Here is a 17,721-nt window from a genome sequence, read left to right as displayed (position 1 = left end):
TCGCAAGCACCTCAATGGGTCGAGCTGGCCTCGGCCGGGGCCGGCTTCTGCAGCGAGCGGACATAGTCCGCCACATCCCGCTTGGAGACCACGCCGCGATGGGTCTTGTCGATCTCGTCGAAGTGCGCGCGGATGAAGGGCACGGGGCCTTTCTCTGCTTCTTCCCTGGTCAGCAGGCCGTCGTGGTTCTTGTCGGCGATGTCGAAATTCTTGATGGCATTGTTCGCGGTGTTGGCGATGCTGCCCAGCCCGTTTTGGGCGTGGATTGCGGCGGCGGTGGCCAGCGCGACCAGCGTGGCGAGGATCAGGCGGGTGTGACGCATGGTGGTTTCTCTCCCTGAGCGAAGGCCCTCAGTATGTCACCGGATGTGTGAGGGCTCCGTTCGCTGCTCCCCCTGCCAGGGCAGGGGGAGGGCGTCAGGCGAATACCAAGGCGTTGGTGAGGTCCCCCGGCGGCGGACCACCGGCGGCGACCATGGCCTGCTCGCGCAGGGCCAGCCCCGGCAGTTTCTCCAGGCCAAAGCGGCGCGTGAGAAAACGCGCGATGGAGCCGGTGTCGTAGATGGTGTGATCCACATGGCCCTTCTTGGCGAACGGCGACACGACGATGGCGGGGATGCGCGTGCCCGGTCCCCAGCGGTCGCCCTTGGGCGGGGCCACGTGATCCCACCAGCCGCCGTTCTCGTCGACGGTGATGACCAGCAGCAGGTTTTTCCACAGCGGCGATTTCTGCAGCGCATCGACCACGCGCATGATGTGGCGATCGCCCGCATCCACATCCGAATAGCCGGCATGCATGTTCAAATCGCCCTGCGGCTTGTAGAAGCTCACCGCGGGCAGGCGGCCCGCCTCGATGTCGGCGATGAAGTGGTTGGTCCGTGCCGTATCGTCGATACCTGCGTCGCGCAGGTGTTTCGCACGCGCCTCGGTGCCGGGCGCGAAGCTCTTGAAGTAGTTGAACGGCTGGTGATGGATCTGGAAGTTCGGGCGCTGCGGAAAAGCGTGCTGGTCGCCGTCGCCCTTGCCCTCCAGCGCCAGCTGCCAGCCGCCCGCGTACCAGGCCCAATCCACGCCCGCGGCGGAAAGCACGTCGCCAATGGTCTTGTGCGTTTGTGGCGGCAGTGTGTTGGGGCTGTCCGGATCGGCCAGCGCGGGATTGCTGCCCGACTCGGTGGCACTGGGCGCATAGGGCGGCATCATCGTGTTGACGGCCCAGAAATCCGGCGACAGCGCGGTGCGCGAGGCGAACTTCGGCTTGCCATCCATGGCGCTGGCCGGTGAGTCGTCCGCCATCTTCAGGCGATGGTCGGTGGGCTCGCCGCTTTCGGTCACGGCGATGTTGAAGCGCGCGGGGCTCTGGTCGGCGTGCGGGTAATACGGCGGTTGCGCCGCCACCAGGTACTGGTGGTTGAGGAATGAGCAGCCGAACGCGCCCATGAAGAAGTTGTCGCACAGCGTGTATTGCCGCGCCAGCTGCCACAGCCGCAGGTTCGCGGCGCTGTCGTCGTAGTGGCCCATCACCATCGCGCCGGTATCGCCCCAGGCGACGAAGCCGTCGTTCCTGCCGCCGTTGATCTGCAGCTGGTTGTTGTAGAAGTTGTGCACCAGGTCGCGCGTGACCACGCCATGCGGCAGCGGCTCGCCGTTGCCGGTGCGCAACGCCCATGGCGCATTCGGCAGGCCGAGCAGGTCTTCCTGCTTCACCAGGTAGTTGCGGTGATTGACGGTTTGCGCATGCGGGGCGAGGCCATGCCAGATCGGCGGCAGCGTCTCGAACACCGAGCCATCGCGATCGCGCTGCAGGTAGTCCTCCGGCTTGAGCGCGCTTAGCGGCCGCTCCACGCCGGGGAAGTTGGCGAACAGGTTGTTGAAGCTGCGGTTTTCGCCGTAGATCACCACCACGTGCTGGATGTGCTCGCGTAGCGCCGCATCGATTGCGGTGGCCGTGCGGCCGGCCGGGGCTGGCGGCGTGCCGGCCACGGCCTGGTGGCCACCCACGGCGAGCGCGGCGCCGGTGACGGCGAGGCCGCCCAGCAGGCGGCGGCGCGAGGGATCGATCGGCTCGTCGGTGGAGGTGTCGTCGGGTGGGGAAGGGGGAAGCTGGGTCACGGTGCAGCGTCGTCGTAGTAGCGGGAAAGGTCGGCCTTGGCCTGTTCCAGCGACTGCTGGTCGAGATAGATCATGTGCCCCGAAGGGTAGAAGCCGAACGAGATGTTCTTGCGTTGGGCCGGTTCCAGGCCCAGGTGGGTAAGGTCGTATTCGGTGGCGTAGAACGGCGTGGCCAGGTCGTAGTAGCCGTTGGCGGAAAACACCTTAAGGTGCGGGTTGCGGCGCATGGCGTCGCCAAGGTCGTCACCGACATAGGTGGCCTGCAGCCAGCCGCCGGTCTTCTTGCGCTTCCAGTCCCAGTCCTTGTTGATGACGCCGTAGTTGTTGGGCAGGTAGGGACGGTCGGCGGTGTACTTCAGCTCGTTCGCCACGTACTGGTTGAACATGGCGACATAGGCGCCGGTGACCGCGTCGCTGGCGGTGTCCCCATCGGGCGTTTCGCCGGCGGCATCCGGATCGATGCCTTCGAAACGGCCGTCCAGACGTCCCACCGTCAGGCGCTGGTCGCGCAACAGTTCCTTGCGGAAGCGGCTGGGTCGTACGCGCAGGTTGGCCTCCTTGATGTACTGCGGCGACAGGCCCAGGTAATGGCTCATCTGGTTGGCGATGCGGTCGGCCTCGGCCGGATCGATGGCGTCGCCCTTGGCCAGCGCCAGGGTGTAGTCGCCGGAGGCGAAGCGGCGCACTTCGGCCAGGAAGGCCCTGATGTCGGCGGGTTTGTTGGGCACCTTGTCGTGGTACCAGGCGATGGCCGCCTCGGTCGGCAGGTTGACGATATAGCCGTGGTCGATGCCGGGCGCGGCCACCGAGAAGTCGAGAATCGAGGACATCAGCACCACGCCGTTGAACTCCATGCCCTTGTCCTGCAGCGACTTCACCAGCACGGCCGAGCGCGTGGTGCCGTAGCTTTCGCCGAACAGGAACTTGGGCGAGTTCCAGCGGTTGTTGGCGCTCACGTAGCGGGTGATGAAGCGGGTAAACGCATCGGCGTCCTGGTCCACGCCGTAGACATCCTTGCCCTCGGCCTTGCCCACCAGCTGCGAATAGCCAGTGCCGGGCGCATCGATGAAGACCAGGTCGCTCTTGTCGAGCAGGCTGAACTCGTTGGGTACCGTGTGATACGGCGCGGGCGGAATCGGCTTGTCGCCATCGTTGGCCACGCGCACCGGGCCGAACGAGCCCATGTGCAGCCACATGGACGAGGAACCCGGTCCGCCGTTGTAGAAGAACGTCACCGGGCGCTTGCTGTTCTTGCCGCCATCCGCCGTGTAGGCGACGTAGAAAAAGCTCACCGTGGGCTTGCCCTTGTCGTCGCGGATCAGCAGCGTGCCAGTGGTGGCCTGATAGTTCACCGTGCGTCCGCCGATGCGCACGCTGTGCTTGGTGACCACCGAGCGCTCGGGCGGAATGGGCAGCTCATCGGTGGCGTTCTTGTCGTTCTTGTCCTTGTCGCCTTTGTCGGCCTGCGCCTTGGGCGCGTCCTTGGTGTCGTCGGCGGCGTGCAGCGGCAGGCTGCCCAGCGCCAGCAGGGTGGCGAAGGCGAGCGAAGCGAAGGGCATAGGGCGCATGGGGAAAGCGTCTCCGGTACGGCTCAGGAGTGGGTGGTGTCGTCGTAGTAGCGGGCCAGGTCGCCCTTGAGCTGCTGCAGCGCTTCGGTATTCAGATAAATCATGTGTCCCGAGGGGTAGTACACGAAGTGCACGTGGTCGCGCAGCGATGGCTCGAGGTTCATGTGCGACAGGTCGTACTCGGTGATGAAGAACGGCGTGGCGAAGTCGTAGTAGCCGTTCACCGACAGCACCTGCAGATGGGGATTGGTGCGCATGGCGTGCGCCAGGTCGCCGGCGACATAAGCGGTGGGCAGCGGGCGCTTGATGCCGGCGGCCTGGTGCTTCCAGTCCCAGTCCTTGCCGATGTCGCCAAAGGTCGGGCGATATTCCAGCTCGCTGTGATAGTTCAGCTGGCTGACGACGTAGTCGTTGAACGCGGTGACAAAGGCGCCGCTGATGCCGGTGTCGGAGGCGTCGTAGCCGGGTACTTCGCCGGCCGCGTCTTCATCCACGCCTTCGAAGCGTGCATCGTAACGACCGATGGTGCGGCGCTCGTTGCGCAACAGCTCCTTGCGGAAGCGCGACGGATCGATGCGCAGGTTCGCCTCCTTGATGTAGTCCACCGGCAACCCGGTATAGCCGGCGAGCTGGCGGGCTACCGCATCGGCCTCGGCTGGCGGCACATCCTGGCCCTTGGCCAGTGCGGTGGCATAGGGGCCGCGCGCAAAGGCACGCACCTGGTCCAGGTAGGCCTTGAGGTCGGCGGGCTTGTTGGCCAGCTTGTTGTGATACCAGGCCGCGGCCGCATAGCTGGGCACGTAGCCGATATACATCTCGTCGTAGCCCGGCATGCGCACGCCGTAGTTGAGGATGGAGGACATCAGGATCACGCCGTTGAACGACATGCCCTTGTCCTGCAGCGCATCCACCAGTGCGGCCGAGCGCGTGGTGCCGTAGCTTTCGCCGTAGAGGAACTTGGGCGAGTTCCAGCGATGGTTGAGCGTCACGTAGCGCTGGATGGCGCGGCTGAAGGCGGAGATATCCTGGTCCACGCCCCAGAAGTCCTTGCCCTCGGCCTTGCCTACCGGGCGCGAGTAACCGGTGCCCACCGCGTCGATGAAGACGAGGTCGGTCTTGTCGAGCAGGCTGTCGTTGTTGGGCACCAGCTTGTACGGCGCGGGCGCGGTGGCGGCGGGGCTGGCCGTTTCGATGCGCACCGGCGCGAACGAGCCCATGTGCAGCCACATGCTGGAAGAGCCCGGGCCACCGTTGTAGAGGAAGGTGACCGGCCGCTTCTCCGGCTTGCCGTTGTCCACCGTATAGGCCACGTAGAACACGCTGGCCTGCGGCTGTCCCTTGTCGTCGCGAATGATCAGCGTGCCGGCGGTGGCCGTATAGGCGACCGAGCGGCCGCCGATGCTCACGCTGTGTTTGGTGCGCACGGCTGTTTCGGTGGTGGGGGCCTGGACGTCTTCGTCCTTGCTGGCGGCGGATTTTTCGGCGGGCGCGTCCTTGGCCAGCAGGGTGGCGCCGGGTGACAGCGCAACGCCGGCACCCAGCAGCAAGTACAACAGACGACGCATGCAAACTCCCCGTGTCATTGGATCGATGTCATCAGGGTCGAGTATGCGCATCGCGGCCGGGGGGCGACCGTGACAAAAGTACTGGTTGACCCCCGCCGGACCGTGCGCCGCGGACGGCCATTCGTGTGGGCGCCCGGCTGCGGCAGTCCACCAAACCGTGATGAAGCCCCGGCTAGCCTGAGGGCGTTCAAGTGCTACATTCCGGAGGCGCCTGAAGGCGTCATCACCACACAGAGAGGGGAATGACCATGTCGAAGACACATCTGCGCCGTGCGGCGCTCGCAGGGCTCCTGCTGACGGGTCTGTCGGGTGCAGCCTTGGCTGCCCCGCCGGCTACCGGCCTCGGGCAATCCTGGCCGAATGCCACCGACGTGAGCGCCAGCCCGAACTGGCACGCCTATGTGTTTGTTCTCGGTGGTATCGAGTACGTCCAGGTCAACGACCAGAACGGCAACGTCATCGGCGCCGTCGGCACCGCCAATGGCCAGTTCATCACCTTGCCGATCGGCGCCTTCGCGCAGCTGGTGACCACCCCGCAGCAGCCTGCTGCCGTGACCACGACCGCGCAGCCGGCAGCGGCGCCGACCACGGTGTATCAGGACGCTGCCGTGCAGGTGACCGCCACGCCGAAGACAGATGGCACGGTGCAGCTTATGGCTACGTCGACCTGTGATCCCATCCAGTGCAACAACCGCAACCAGTGAAGATGTGGCGGGATCAACCCTGGCGGCGCTCGACGCTGCCAGGGTATTCCGGGTCATAGAGGATCACGCTGATGCAGCGTCCGCCCGATATCAGATGCTCGCGAGCCCTGCCTTCGAACGTGGCGGCGCGGTCTTCGATGGCTGGCCAGCCGAGTCCCGTCGCGGTGCGCAGCACGCGTGGCAGCAGCTCGTCCCACCGGACTCCGGCCAGGCGCTCGGGCTCAGACCGCAAATTGACACGAACCACGCTCCAGCGGCGATCGCCACGCCGGCCACAGCGAACCTGTACGCGAATATTGCTGATATCCCTGCGCGCGCAACCATCGGCAACGGCCTCGCAGACAAGGCGATAGATAGCCAGATGAATGGTGGACGAGAGCATGCTCACCGGGCCGCGCAAGTCGCACCAGTAGGCCACGCCGGTTTCTTGGAGCACGCGAGCGATAGGTCCCTCGCGCAGCACGCCCGGTAGTCCGCGTTCGCTGGTTACGGGGCACAGGCTGTCTGCCAGGCGATACAGCTGGTCCTGCGCTACCAGGGCCTGCCGGCGGTAAGTGCGGTCATCGAAGACGGGAGCCATGTGCTTCAGGCGCCCAAGCATCACGTTGTAGACCGCATGCACGGTTTCGCGAACCTGCTCCAGCGACTGCGAGGTCATGCGCAGCTGCACTTCGCCATGCTGCATGTTGCGTTGTGCCAAGGCCAACGCCATGCGCATGTCGGTGCGCTCCCGTTGCGCCTGGTGATTCAGTGCACCGATGCGGGCGCCCATGATCAGCATGGTCGAGATGATGAACGCGATGAATACCTGGGCATTCAGCGTATCGGCGTCGAACATCTTCGGCATCAGCACGATCACGGCGAGACTTGCCAGCGTGCCGCCCACGGCCGCACCCTGCCAGCCGTAACGGAGCGTAAGCCATACCACGGGGAGGAACATTGCCAGCTGGGCGAGCTGTCGCGTATGTGCAGTGGAGGATGCACTCAGGCCAAGACCCACCAGGAAGGCCAGCGTGGGCACCAGCAGGAATAGGCATTCCATCGCCAGCCGGCTCTTAAGGAATGTCGTGCCGAGCGCACGCCAGGAAGTCCCCTGAAGCACCTGATGAATCACCAGCACGATTGGAACAATCGTCAGGGCGCCCATGTAATTGCCAAGTGCCCACTGGCTGGCCAGGAACTCATAGTTGATGGAAGGGTAGCCTTCAGGGAGCTTGGTTATCGCCAGCATGCCGAGGCTGTTTGCTGTCCTCAGCATCGCCACCAGTAAGATGCACGCGAGCAGTGGGGCCATGTTGACGGCCGTGCGATTAGGAAGGACACGCCAACGTTCCCGAAAGAAATAGACCACGGGCATGGTGAAAGCGAGCGTTGGCACGGCATTGCACAGCGCCCAGGTCATGCCAAATTGGTCAAGGCACGTGATGCTCAGATAGCTTAGCGACGCCGTCTCGCCCACCAGCAGTGCCGGCCAATAGCGATAAGGCATCAGCAGCAGCACGGAAATATGCAGCCCGCACAGGAGCAGCCAATGCGATATCGACAGTTCGCGGAAGAGCGACACGATAACGGCGTAGCCTACGGCCACGGCTATTTGGCGAAGCCAGAACGACACCCCTGTTCCCTTCTGCATATCCACCCCTTGCTGGACGGAATCCCCTTTTCCTGCCGACCGCCTGGTCTGACCGGGCGGTTCACTGGGGCCCCAAGATGTCTCGCACGCCCCGCACCACCAAGCATGCTAACCCAATCGGATCGCGCTGACCTTCGTAAGCGATTGCGCCTCCGGATCCATGAGGCGCGCCGTTGGTACCCTGCTCATCCCCGCGCATTTTGGCGCTGGGTAAAGCGTGTCACGTGCCGTTGATCTCAGCCGCAACAAATGCATTGCCGACGTTCTGCTCATTCGCAAATATGTGATGCGCATCACATTTGGTGAGAGGGCAACGCCCCTGCGGATCGGGTACCGAAGGCGAGCGCCACGTAGCGTCGCCGATCACACCGTCAAGATGATGTGTAGGACCCCGAAACCGCGCCAGCGGGCCGCCCACCCGGTTCGAAAGAGCTTGCGCAGGTTACTAGTCCTGCATCAGGGCTCGCCCCGCATTCCACATCGTGCGTGTCAGCGGGCGATTCTCGTGCGGTGTCTGCAGCACCACCAGGGTGGTGGTGCTGATGCTGGCGTGGATCTTCAGCAGGCGGTCCAGCACCGCTTCCAGATGCGATATGGACATCGCCACCACGCGCAACAGGGCCGAGTCTTCGCCGGCCAGGCGGCGACAGTCGAGCACCTCGGGAATGTCGGCCACCAGCGAGCCCACGCGGGCGCAGATGCCGCCGTCGCAGCGCAACCGGATCATGGCGTCGATCTCGTAGCCCAGCTTGCGCGGGTTGACCACCGCGCGATAGCCGGCGATCACGCCCGCTTCCTCCAGCCGCTTCACGCGCTCGGCCACGGCCGGGGCGGACAGGCGCACCTTGCGTCCCAGCTCCGCGTAGCCCAGGCGCGCGTCCTGCTGCAGGGCCTCCAGCAGCTGCCAATCCGTAGCGTCCCAAACTGGTTTCGATTCAAAGGTGGCGGCGTTCATTGGACATTTCGATCGTTGGCGAAACATCACCATCGTACGCTGATTCATCATTCAAGCGCACGCCGGCCCGACTTACGATGCGCACGTTTCCCTCCACCCGGAATCCACCCCATGCAGACCCCGGAACGCCTGGACGGGCGTGCCCTCAGCTATATCGGCATCGCCCTGCTTACCTGGTCGTCGGCTTATGCCGCGATCGCCTATGCGCTGGCTTCGTTCACGCCTGGCGAGGTGGCACTGGCGCGCCTGGCCATCGGCTCGCTGTGCTTTGCCGTGTTGCTGGCGGTGAAGCGGGTGCCGTTGCCGGCGCGGCGTGACTGGTTGCCGCTGGCTGCGCTTGGCGTGATTGGCCTCACCACCTATCACCTCTGCCTCAACACTGCCGAAACCCGTGTGGCCAGTGGCACCGCCGCCATCCTCATCTCGCTGGTCCCCGCCGCCACCGCTGCGCTGTCGGCGATCTGGCTGCGTGAGCGCCTGTCGCCCCGCACCCTGACCGGGCTGGCCGTCGCGCTGGTCGGCGTGGTGGTGGTGGTGCTGACCAGCGGCAAGCAGGTGAAAGTGGAGCCGATGGCAGCGCTGGTGCTGGTGAGCGTGCTGTCGTCGGCGATCTTCTTCGTGGGGCAGAAGCCATTCTTCGTGCGCAACAGCATGCTGGGCGTCACCGCGTTCACCTTTTTTGCCGGCACGCTGGGCACCTTGCCGTTCGGGCTGGGTTTGCCGCATGCGCTGGCGGTGGCACCTGCCACGCATATCTACGCGTTGCTATGGCTGGGTATCGCGCCTACCTTCATCGGCTATGTGGCGTGGAACGCCGCGCTGCATCGCGCCTCCGCCTCGCAGGTGAGCAGCTTCATCTACTTCTCGCCACCGATCGCGGTGCTGATCGGCTGGGTATGGCTGGGCGAGCGCCCGACCCTGTTGACCCTGGTCGGCGGCGTCATCACCGTGGGCGGCGTGGTGCTGGCCAATGCAAGGCGCCGCGCGTCTGCGCCGATCGCACCTGCCGCTACCGTGGCGCAAGCCAAATCGCACTGAGGAAGGCTACCCATGCTCTCGCTGTATATCGCCAACAAGAACTACTCCTCGTGGTCGTTGCGCCCGTGGGTGCTGCTCAGCGAGCTGGCCATTCCGTTCGAGGAAAAGATCGTGCCGTTTGGGCAGGGTTCCAATTGGCACACATTTCGCGCCTTCTCGCCCAACGGTCGTGTGCCCTGCCTGCGCGACGGCGCCACGGTGGTGTGGGATTCGCTGGCCATCACCGAGTATCTCGCCGAAAGCCATCCGGCCGTCTGGCCGTCCGATCGTGAAGCGCGGGTTTGGGCGCGCTGTGCCTCGGCGGAAATGCACTCCGGCTTTGCCACGCTGCGCGATCAGTGCGGCATGAACTGCGGCATCCGCGTGCGTCTGCGTGAGATCGGTCCGGCGTTGAAGGCCGACCTCGCGCGCATCAACGAGCTCTGGTGCGAGGGGCTGCAGCGCTTTGGCGGACCGTATCTGGCCGGCAAGGCCTTTACGGCGGTGGATGCGTTCTTCGCGCCGGTGGCCTTCCGCGTGCAGACCTATGGCCTTGAGCTCGATGCCCCGGCGGCCGACTATGCCCAGCGGCTACTGGCGTTGCCGTCCATGCGCCGCTGGTACGCCGCCGCCCTTGCCGAAAGCTGGCGCGACCAGGCACACGAGGAAGAAACCCGTCACTACGGCTCGGTGCTGGAAGACCTGCGCACGGCCTGAATCGGCGCAAAGCGCGCTGCATAGGCCTCGCGGCGCGCCTGCCAATGCCCCAGCGCCACCAGCACGAGCGCGACGGCGATAAAGGCCAGCATGACGAAAACAGCATCCACCAGCACCTGCCCATAACCCAGCGTGCGCACATCGAGGAACGGGTACGGATACCAGCCGTCCACGGCGCCGCGCAGCAGCACGTAGACGAAATAAGCCGCCGGATAACTTTGCCACACCAGCACCTGCGGCCAGCGCAGCCCGCGCTTGGGCACCGCCAGCCACCAGTACAGCAGGTACAGCGGCGGCATGATGTCGTGCGCGATCGCATCGGCCACCAATTGCCAGCCTTCGGGATGCCACAGCTGGCGCAACATCGGGTTGTAGATCAGGCCGACGATGGCAATGCTCATCGCCAGCGCCGTCTGCACGCCGGGACGCAACAGGAAGCGCGTGATCGCCCCTTGCGGCCCCCGCGCCGCGGCAGTCAATGCCATCGCCACGAGCAGGTTGGTGAGAATGGTGTAGAAGGCCAGGAACAACCACACGCCGGCCAGCGCGCCCTGGCCCTGCGCCTCGGTCAGCTGGATCGACAGCCAGAACTGCAGCACCAGCCCGAACCAGCCGAGCAGGGCGCCGAAGGTCGCCAGCGGGCGATAGGGTTGAGTCATGGCAATTGTCGGCCTTGGGGCGGAGGGTCGGGCCACTATGCCACTTGATCCTGCTTTCCGGCGCATCACGTCCGATCGCTCAAGACCAGAGTGGTGGCTTGGCGACCATCAGCCAGAAAATCACCATCACGGCGAGAAATGCCGGCCATCCCAGGGCGAACCACCAGCGCATCAGGCGGGTGCAATCGCCAGGTAGCGACTGGCCGGCGCCCAGGGCGGCAACGGCCATATGGCGCACGCGCATCTGCAAGACCACCACGGGCAGCCAGCAGGCGCCGGTGAACAGGTAGAGCGCGATGGCGGCCTGCAACCATGGACTGCTCCACGCAAAGCCCATGAGTCGAACGAGTGCGATGCCGGTGAGTGGCTGGATGAGTACAGCCGGTGTGGTGAAGCACCAGTCGGCCAGTACGGTGAGCCTTGAGGCAGTGGCAATTGCCTGCAGGTTGCCGCTGCGCCAGGTGAACCACATGAAGAACGCGGTGCCGAGCCCGGTACCGAACAACAGGGTGGACGAGAGGATGTGTAACAGCTTCAGCAGCGCATAGGCAGTCATCGCCTCTCCTCGGTGGCCAACAGGACGGCGACGGCGGCCATCAGGGGCAGGTTCTTCAGCAGGCCGCCCAGCGGATCAAGCCAATGCGCTGGCCAAAGCGTGCCTATGCCGAGCGTATAGCCGACCAGCATCAACAGCATGCCCGTCAGCACCCAGCGTGGTCGCCAGCGCAGCAGGCAGAGCACGCCAAGCAGCAGATCGAGGCTTGCTGTGGCGCGAGCGAGGATGAGCGCTGCGCCTGCAGGCAAAGGCCCGGCTTGCGTCGCCGCCGTCACCACATCGGCCGGCAGCCACCAGCCCATGGCGCCCGAGGCCAGCCACAGCAAGGCCAGACTCGCACGCAGCACCGGTAGCGCGAGATAGAGGCGAGCATGCCAACGATCCTGCACGTGGCTGGGCGTTTCGGCTAATGCGCGTTCCAATGAGCGCGGCGAAAGGTCCAGGCTCGACCGCATCCGTTCCAGCGCGTGTGGCTGGCCCAGGTTGCCGTGCTCAAGCATGCGTTGCATGGTTTCGCCCAATGGACCTTGACCGAGCCACTCACCGAGCCGGCAAGCCCATCGCACCCCGATGGTAGGCACGGCCCAGATCCTCGCGGCGGGCAGCCCAAGCCAGCGGCGCCAGCCTTGCAGATAGTCGGCCAGGCCCATGGCGTGCGGTCCCACCAGTTCAAGCATCTCGGTGCCGCGCCCGGGACGCGCCAGCGCGGCGACCACGGCTTGCGCCACATCTTCGGCGGCGATGGGCTGCACGCAGGGAGCCATCGCGGCGCGAGGTACGGCGATCCAGCCCGGGAGCGCCGCCATGGCTCGCAACAGGGAGGTGCCGCCATAAGAGCCGCGGACGCTATAGACCAGCGACGGGCGAAGGATGGTGGCGTCAAGCGGCAGGGCCATGAGCTTCTCGTCGCCGCGGTGTTTGCTCGCGATGAATTCCCCATCGTCGGCGCGGCCCAGCGCCGAAACCTGTACCACCTGGCGCACACCCGCCGCTACGCAGGCCTGGTACAGTGCGACGGGCGCCTGCACGTGCACGGTGTCGAAGCGGCTGCCGCGTCGTTCACGCAGGATGCCTGCGCAGTTCACCACCGCGTCGACTGCTTGAAGCCGTGGAAGCCAGGCATTGACGGTGACATCGCGCGCCATGTCGCAGGCGATGGCCTGCAGTCCAGGGAAACGCGTATCGACGCGGCCGTCGCGCACGGCACAGACGACTTCATGCCCCGCAGCGACAAGCGCCGCGACGATATGCGAGCCAATGAAGCCGTAGGCCCCGGTGACCAGCACTCGCATGAGGGCTTAGAACTTGTACCCGCGATGGATCGCCACGATGCCGTTGCTCAGGTTGCGCACGTCCACGCGGCCGAAGCCGGCGCGCTCCATCATGCTCTTGAGCGTTTCCTGGTCCGGATGCTTGCGGATCGATTCGGCCAGGTACTGGTAGCTGTCGGCGTCGCCGGCGAACAGCTGGCCCAGCTTGGGCAGCACCTTGAACGAATGGAAGTCGTAGAGCTTGCTGAAGAGTTCGCTCTGCACGCGCGAGAACTCCAGCACCAGCGCGCGACCACCGGGCTTGAGCACGCGGCAGATATCGGCCAGTGCCTTGTCCTTGTCGGTGACGTTGCGCAGGCCGAAGGCCATGGTCACCGCATCGAAGCTATGGTCGGGGAACGGCAGCGCCTCGGCGTTGAGCTGGGCCCAGCGCAAGCCGGAGACCAGGCCGCGATCGGTCATGCGGTCACGGCCCACGCCGAGCATGGCGGCGTTGATGTCGCCCACCACGATCTCGCCCTCGGCGCCTACCACGGGGCGCAGCAACGCGGCGATGTCGCCGGTGCCGCCGGCCAGGTCCAGCACGCGATCGCCCCGGCGCACCCCGCTCACCGCCACGAAATGGCGCTTCCACAGGCGATGGATGCCGAACGACATCAGGTCGTTCATCAGGTCGTAGCTGCGCGCGACGGAGGTGAACACCTGGCCGACCAGCTTCTGCTTGTCGGCGACAGGGACGTCGCGGAAACCGAAATGGGTGGTGTTGGGGTGCTGGTCGCTCATGCGCGTAATGCTACAGGAACGCCCCCGGGACTTCCCCGTAGGAGCGGGGTTAGTCGACGAGGGGCTTGCCGTCCTGCTTGTAGACCACGCCGTCCTTCATCACGAAGCTCACCTTCTGCATCAGGGTGATGTCATCCAATGGGTTGCCCGGCACGGCGATCACGTCGGCGTGGCGGCCCACGGCGATCTGGCCCAGCTCGTCCTGCTTGTGCAGCAGCTCGGCGGCGTGGGTGGTGGCGGCCTGCAGCGCGAACATCGGCGGCATGCCGGCCTGCACCATGTATTGGAATTCCTTGGCGTTCTGGCCGTGCGGGTACACCGCGGCGTCGGTGCCGAAGGCGATCTTCACGCCGGCCTTGTAGGCCTTGCCAGCAGTGGCCTGGATGACCGGGCCTACCTGCAGCGCCTTGGCCGCCACCTGCGGCGGGTAATAGCCCGGCTTGGCGGCCATTTCCTGTACGTACTTGCCGGCGATGATGGTGGGCACGTACCAGGTGCCGTGCTCCTTCATCAGCTTCATGTCTTCGTCGTTCATGAAGGTGCCGTGCTCGATCGAGTCCACGCCGCCGAGCACAGCGCGACGGATCGCCTCGGCGCCGTGCGCATGGGCGGCCACGGTGAAGCCGTAGTCGTGCGCGGCGGCCACCACGGCCTTGATCTCCTCGATGGTCATCTGCGCGTTGTCGGCGCTGCTGCTTTCGTCGAGCACGCCGCCGGAGGGCATGATCTTGATGACGTCCACGCCGTCCTTGTAGTGCTGGCGTATCGCCTTGTACGCGTCCTCGGGGCTGTTGATGATGCCGTCCTTCGCGCTCGGGTCGCCCTGCAAGTCCATGCGGTAGCCGTCGGTGGGGTCGGCGTGGCCGCCGGTGGTGCCGATCGGCTTGCCGGCGGTGAAGATGCGCGGGCCCGGCACGATGCCGGCATTGATCGCGTTGCGCAGGGCGATGGATTCGTTGTCGTTGTCACCCACGTTGCGCACGCTGGTAAAACCGGCCAGCAGGGTACGGCGCGCATACACGGTCGAGCGGATGGCGTAGTCGGCGGTATTCCAGCGGAACTGGTCGGTGTAGCCGGTGGGGCTGGTTTCGGAAGTGAGGTGGGTGTGCGAATCGATCAGGCCGGGCAGGCAGGTGGCATCGGCGAGGTTCACCAGCGCGTAGTGCGCGCCGGCCGCACTGGCGGCATCGCGGTAGGGCTTGTCGTCGGCATGGCCGCTCTTGATCTCCGTGACCCGGCTGCCTTCGATCACCAGCGTGGTTTCGCCCAGCAGCTTGCCTGCGGCGGGGTCGACCAGGCGCGCGCAGTGCAGCACGGTGACATCGTGGTTGGGCGGGGCCGCTTCGGCCACGAGCGCGGTGGGCAGCGAAAGGGCGGCAGCAATGGCGAAGGCGACGCGTGCGGTCATGGTGAGCTCCCCTGGGTACGGGGTCATCATACGGTCACCCCCGCGCCATGGAGCCATGACGAACCGCCTAGGGCCGTCATCCCGGTCCGCGCCGGAATGACGGCTGGGGCTTAGTCCTTGAACAAGTCCTTGGTGCCTTGAGTTTCCGCCACCGGCTTGGTTTCCTCCGGCGCATGCGCGTGATGCTCGGCCGCCACATGGCGCTCGTGCAGCGCTTCGCTGGAGGCATCGGCGGGGATCGGCTTGGCGGGCTCCAGCTGCACCTCGCGATCGCCATCGCCACCCGGGGTGATCTTGAGGATGGAGTGACGCACCTCGCGCGCCAGGATCACGCGCGCGTCGCGCACCATGTCTTCCAGCGCGCGGTCGTAGTCGAGCTTGCCGGCCTCGTCGGTCCACACAATGTGGCTTTCGCGCAGCTTCTGGATGAAGCCGCGGAACAGCGCCTTGTCGAAGAACTCCGGCGCGGACAGCTCGTTGAGCAGGCTCAGGCGCTGGGCGGTGAGCGTGCAGGCGTTTTCCAGCTCGGCGGCGGTCAGCGTATGCGGGCCGTTCTTCACCAGCGCGGCGATGGTGATGTAGTAGCGCTCGAAGGCCTGGATCAGGCTGCGCGCGATGATCTTGAGCTGGTAGGCCGCATCGTCCTGGCCGGGGCCGCGCTCCAGCACGCGGCCGTCGCCGGTGGCCTCGAGCAGGCCGCGGCGCACGAAGAAGTCGATGGTCGCCTGCAACTGTTTGCAGAAGCCGTCCTTGTCCCACGGCAGGAACAGTTCGCCCTGGATGAACGGGTAGATGATGCGGCCCAGGCGCAGCACCGAGGCGCGCGACATGCGACGGTTGTTGAGAAAGCAGCAGGCCACCCACGCGGCGGTGGCCATCAGGTGCAATACGTTGTTGCGGAAGTAGCTGAGCAGCACGGCCTGCTCGTCCTCGGTCACCAGCACGTCACCCAGCGGGTGGCGCACGCGGCGGATCCAGCCCATCTGCTCGCCGTAGGCGATGATGCCGGCCGGGTCCATCGAGGTGAGCGTGACGCGGTCCGAATAGGGCAGCTCTTCCAGCAGCGCCTTCATCAGCTCCAGCTGGGCGAGCAGGTCGTTCTCCGCCATCGCGTGCTTGGGCGTGGCCAGCAAGGCCAGTGCCAGCAGGTTGATGGGGTTCACGTCGGCGGCGCGGTTGATATTGATCTGGATGCGTTCGGCCAGGTCATCCACCACCCGGCCCAGCCATTCGGGCTTGGCGTCCGGATGGGCGGTGGACTGACGCCAGTCGCTGGCGGCCGCGTCGAGCAGCGGGTTCAGCTCGATCGGCTCGCCGAAGCTCAGCGCCACGTGGCCGTAGCGCTGGCGCAGCACCTTGAGGCCGCGCAGCAGGCCGAGCAGGGATTCCTTCTCCTTCGGCTTGCCGGAGAGCTCGCCGATATAACTCTTGCCTTCCATCAGCTTCTCGTAACCGATGTACACCGGCTGGAACAGCACCGGCCGGCGCGGCGCGCGCAGGAACGCGCGCACGGTCATCACCAGCATGCCCGCGCGTGGCGCCAGCAGGCGCCCGGTGCGCGAGCGGCCGCCTTCGATGAAGTACTCCATCGGCACGCCGCGATCGATCAGCTGGGCGACGTACTCGTTGAACACCACCGAATACAACGCGTTGCCCTTGAAGCTGCGGCGCAGGAAGAACGCGCCGCCGCGACGCAGGATCGGGCCGATCACCGGCAGGTTGAGGTTCACGCCCGCGGCGATGTGCGGCACCACCACGCCCGACACGTGCAGCTGATAGGACATCAGCAGGTAGTCGGTGTGGCTGCGGTGGCAAGGCACGTACACCACTTCATGGCCCGGCGCGGCGGCGCGGGCCTTGTCGAAGTGGTGCATGGCGATGCCGTCGTACAGCTTGTTCCAGAAGTTGGACAGCAGGAACGACGCCGAGCGCACCACCGGATGCGAATAGTCGGCGGCGATCTCCATCACCAGGTCGTGCGCCTTGCGCCAGGCCTTGGCCTGGCTGATGTTTTCTTTGGCGGCGGTGGCGTTGATGGCCGCGCGCACCGGCTCGGCATTGAGCACCGCGTCGACCACGGTGCGACGGTGCGACAGGTCGGGGCCGATCACCGCCGCGCGGATGCGGCGGAAATGTGTGCGCAGCACGCGGGCAATCTTGCGCGTGAGGCGTTCCGGGCGGATCTCGCCGGACTCGCTCATCACCGCGCGCAGCGATACCGGGGTGGAGAAGTGCACCACCGTGTCGCGGCCGTTGAGCAACAGCGCCAGCATGCGGCGGAAGCGGCCCACCATCACCCAGTTTTCGGAGAACAGCACGCTGAACCAGCCCGACTCGCGGGTGGGCGCGCGACCGACATAGATGGAGACGGGCACGATCTGGATGTCGCGCTCGGGGTCGCCCTCGAGCGAGCGCACCAGCTGGCCCAGCGGCTCGTTCGGCGAGCGCTTGCGGTTGCGCCCGAACAGCCAGCCATCGCGGCGGGCCAGGGCGAACACCGAGCGCCGGCGGCGCGTGCCCGCCAGCGGCTGCATGGGGCTGGGCAGTCCGGCCTCGCGGCAGGCGCGCTCGAGGATCAGCGCATCGGAGAACCCGTCGCGCTCGATGACGTAGCACACCGGCGCACCGGCCTGCAGCAAGGCAGCCGGTTCGGCGGGGTCGCGGCGGATGCGCACCCAAGGCTCGAGCAGTTGCCCGGCCAGGTTGAACCACCAGGGCGCGCGGCTACGGGCGGGAGTGTCCGTGGTCGTATTCAGCATTGGCGGATTGTAACCGG

15 protein-coding genes are annotated in these 17,721 nt (G+C 65.9%); 3 read left to right on the top strand and 12 right to left on the bottom strand.

Going from position 1 to position 17,721, the window contains the following annotated elements; translation table 11 throughout:
* Positions 1–11 precede the first annotated feature (11 nt).
* From MJ606_RS04905 to MJ606_RS04890, 4 genes are all read right to left on the bottom strand, one after another.
* A complete protein-coding gene (locus MJ606_RS04905; protein WP_243048274.1) occupies positions 12–323 on the bottom strand; it encodes an EF-hand domain-containing protein in 312 nt (103 codons plus the stop codon).
* 94 nt (positions 324–417) lie between these two features.
* A complete protein-coding gene (acpA, locus tag MJ606_RS04900; RefSeq protein ID WP_243048273.1) occupies positions 418–2,109 on the bottom strand; it encodes an acid phosphatase in 1,692 nt (563 codons plus the stop codon).
* Complete coding sequence (locus MJ606_RS04895) at positions 2,106–3,677, bottom strand: peptidase S10 (protein WP_243048272.1); 1,572 nt, start codon at positions 3,675–3,677, stop codon at positions 2,106–2,108. The genes acpA and MJ606_RS04895 overlap by 4 nt, the downstream gene beginning before the upstream one ends.
* Positions 3,678–3,700: 23 nt before the next feature.
* Positions 3,701–5,242 (bottom strand): peptidase S10, encoded by a 1,542-nt coding sequence (locus MJ606_RS04890; RefSeq protein WP_243048271.1) that lies wholly within the window; start codon positions 5,240–5,242, stop codon positions 3,701–3,703.
* A 248-nt stretch (positions 5,243–5,490) separates the two neighbouring features.
* Between MJ606_RS04890 and MJ606_RS04885 the strand changes: the two genes are divergently transcribed.
* Complete coding sequence (locus tag MJ606_RS04885; protein ID WP_243048270.1) at positions 5,491–5,946, top strand: hypothetical protein; 456 nt, start codon at positions 5,491–5,493, stop codon at positions 5,944–5,946.
* Positions 5,947–5,959: 13 nt separating this feature from the next.
* On the opposite strand, the gene MJ606_RS04880 is transcribed toward MJ606_RS04885, so the two are convergent.
* Positions 5,960–7,579, bottom strand: coding sequence for an MASE1 domain-containing protein (locus MJ606_RS04880; protein ID WP_243048269.1), 1,620 nt, complete (start codon positions 7,577–7,579; stop codon positions 5,960–5,962).
* A 445-nt stretch (positions 7,580–8,024) separates the two neighbouring features.
* The gene (locus MJ606_RS04875; RefSeq protein ID WP_243048268.1) at positions 8,025–8,534 is read right to left on the bottom strand and encodes an Lrp/AsnC family transcriptional regulator; all 510 of its coding nucleotides are present in this window, start codon (positions 8,532–8,534) and stop codon (positions 8,025–8,027) included.
* Positions 8,535–8,645: 111 nt separating this feature from the next.
* On the opposite strand from MJ606_RS04875, the gene MJ606_RS04870 reads away from it, so the two are divergent.
* The gene (locus MJ606_RS04870) at positions 8,646–9,572 is read left to right on the top strand and encodes a DMT family transporter (RefSeq protein WP_243048267.1); all 927 of its coding nucleotides are present in this window, start codon (positions 8,646–8,648) and stop codon (positions 9,570–9,572) included.
* Between the two features lie 12 nt (positions 9,573–9,584).
* Positions 9,585–10,268, top strand: coding sequence for a glutathione S-transferase family protein (locus tag MJ606_RS04865; RefSeq protein WP_243048266.1), 684 nt, complete (start codon positions 9,585–9,587; stop codon positions 10,266–10,268).
* Here MJ606_RS04865 and MJ606_RS04860 read toward each other — a convergent pair.
* From MJ606_RS04860 to plsB, 6 genes are all read right to left on the bottom strand, one after another.
* Entirely contained in the window at positions 10,232–10,927 is a 696-nt protein-coding gene (locus MJ606_RS04860; protein WP_243048265.1) for a Pr6Pr family membrane protein, read from the bottom strand. The two genes, MJ606_RS04865 and MJ606_RS04860, sit on opposite strands and share 37 nt — an antisense overlap.
* Before the next feature lie 79 nt (positions 10,928–11,006).
* A complete protein-coding gene (locus MJ606_RS04855; protein WP_243048264.1) occupies positions 11,007–11,483 on the bottom strand; it encodes a DUF2269 domain-containing protein in 477 nt (158 codons plus the stop codon).
* Entirely contained in the window at positions 11,480–12,775 is a 1,296-nt protein-coding gene (locus tag MJ606_RS04850; protein WP_243048263.1) for an SDR family oxidoreductase, read from the bottom strand. The genes MJ606_RS04855 and MJ606_RS04850 overlap by 4 nt, the downstream gene beginning before the upstream one ends.
* Positions 12,776–12,781: 6 nt before the next feature.
* Complete coding sequence (ubiE, locus tag MJ606_RS04845; RefSeq protein WP_243048262.1) at positions 12,782–13,537, bottom strand: bifunctional demethylmenaquinone methyltransferase/2-methoxy-6-polyprenyl-1,4-benzoquinol methylase UbiE; 756 nt, start codon at positions 13,535–13,537, stop codon at positions 12,782–12,784.
* 49 nt (positions 13,538–13,586) lie between these two features.
* Positions 13,587–14,945 carry an amidohydrolase family protein gene (locus tag MJ606_RS04840; RefSeq protein WP_243048261.1) on the bottom strand — a complete coding sequence of 453 codons (1,359 nt, stop codon included), beginning with the start codon at positions 14,943–14,945 and terminating at the stop codon, positions 13,587–13,589.
* Between the two features lie 110 nt (positions 14,946–15,055).
* Positions 15,056–17,704: a glycerol-3-phosphate 1-O-acyltransferase PlsB gene (gene plsB / locus MJ606_RS04835; protein WP_243048260.1), complete on the bottom strand. Its 2,649-nt coding sequence runs from the start codon at positions 17,702–17,704 to the stop codon at positions 15,056–15,058.
* Positions 17,705–17,721 lie beyond the last annotated feature (17 nt).

Source organism: Dyella sp. RRB7 (assembly GCF_022761115.1).
GTDB lineage: Bacteria > Pseudomonadota > Gammaproteobacteria > Xanthomonadales > Rhodanobacteraceae > Dyella.
This window is presented reverse-complemented; position numbering and strand designations above follow the sequence as displayed.

Coding starts and splice junctions, on each gene's coding strand:
- MJ606_RS04895 (WP_243048272.1), bottom strand. CDS start 3,677: ATGCGCCCTATGCCCTTCGCTTCGCTCGCCTTCGCCACCCTGCTGGCG.
- MJ606_RS04840 (WP_243048261.1), bottom strand. CDS start 14,945: ATGACCGCACGCGTCGCCTTCGCCATTGCTGCCGCCCTTTCGCTGCCC.
- MJ606_RS04880 (WP_243048269.1), bottom strand. CDS start 7,579: ATGCAGAAGGGAACAGGGGTGTCGTTCTGGCTTCGCCAAATAGCCGTG.
- MJ606_RS04890 (WP_243048271.1), bottom strand. CDS start 5,242: ATGCGTCGTCTGTTGTACTTGCTGCTGGGTGCCGGCGTTGCGCTGTCA.
- MJ606_RS04870 (WP_243048267.1), top strand. CDS start 8,646: ATGCAGACCCCGGAACGCCTGGACGGGCGTGCCCTCAGCTATATCGGC.
- MJ606_RS04875 (WP_243048268.1), bottom strand. CDS start 8,534: ATGAACGCCGCCACCTTTGAATCGAAACCAGTTTGGGACGCTACGGAT.
- MJ606_RS04850 (WP_243048263.1), bottom strand. CDS start 12,775: ATGCGAGTGCTGGTCACCGGGGCCTACGGCTTCATTGGCTCGCATATC.
- MJ606_RS04885 (WP_243048270.1), top strand. CDS start 5,491: ATGTCGAAGACACATCTGCGCCGTGCGGCGCTCGCAGGGCTCCTGCTG.
- MJ606_RS04855 (WP_243048264.1), bottom strand. CDS start 11,483: ATGACTGCCTATGCGCTGCTGAAGCTGTTACACATCCTCTCGTCCACC.
- plsB (WP_243048260.1), bottom strand. CDS start 17,704: ATGCTGAATACGACCACGGACACTCCCGCCCGTAGCCGCGCGCCCTGG.
- MJ606_RS04860 (WP_243048265.1), bottom strand. CDS start 10,927: ATGACTCAACCCTATCGCCCGCTGGCGACCTTCGGCGCCCTGCTCGGC.
- MJ606_RS04865 (WP_243048266.1), top strand. CDS start 9,585: ATGCTCTCGCTGTATATCGCCAACAAGAACTACTCCTCGTGGTCGTTG.
- ubiE (WP_243048262.1), bottom strand. CDS start 13,537: ATGAGCGACCAGCACCCCAACACCACCCATTTCGGTTTCCGCGACGTC.
- MJ606_RS04905 (WP_243048274.1), bottom strand. CDS start 323: ATGCGTCACACCCGCCTGATCCTCGCCACGCTGGTCGCGCTGGCCACC.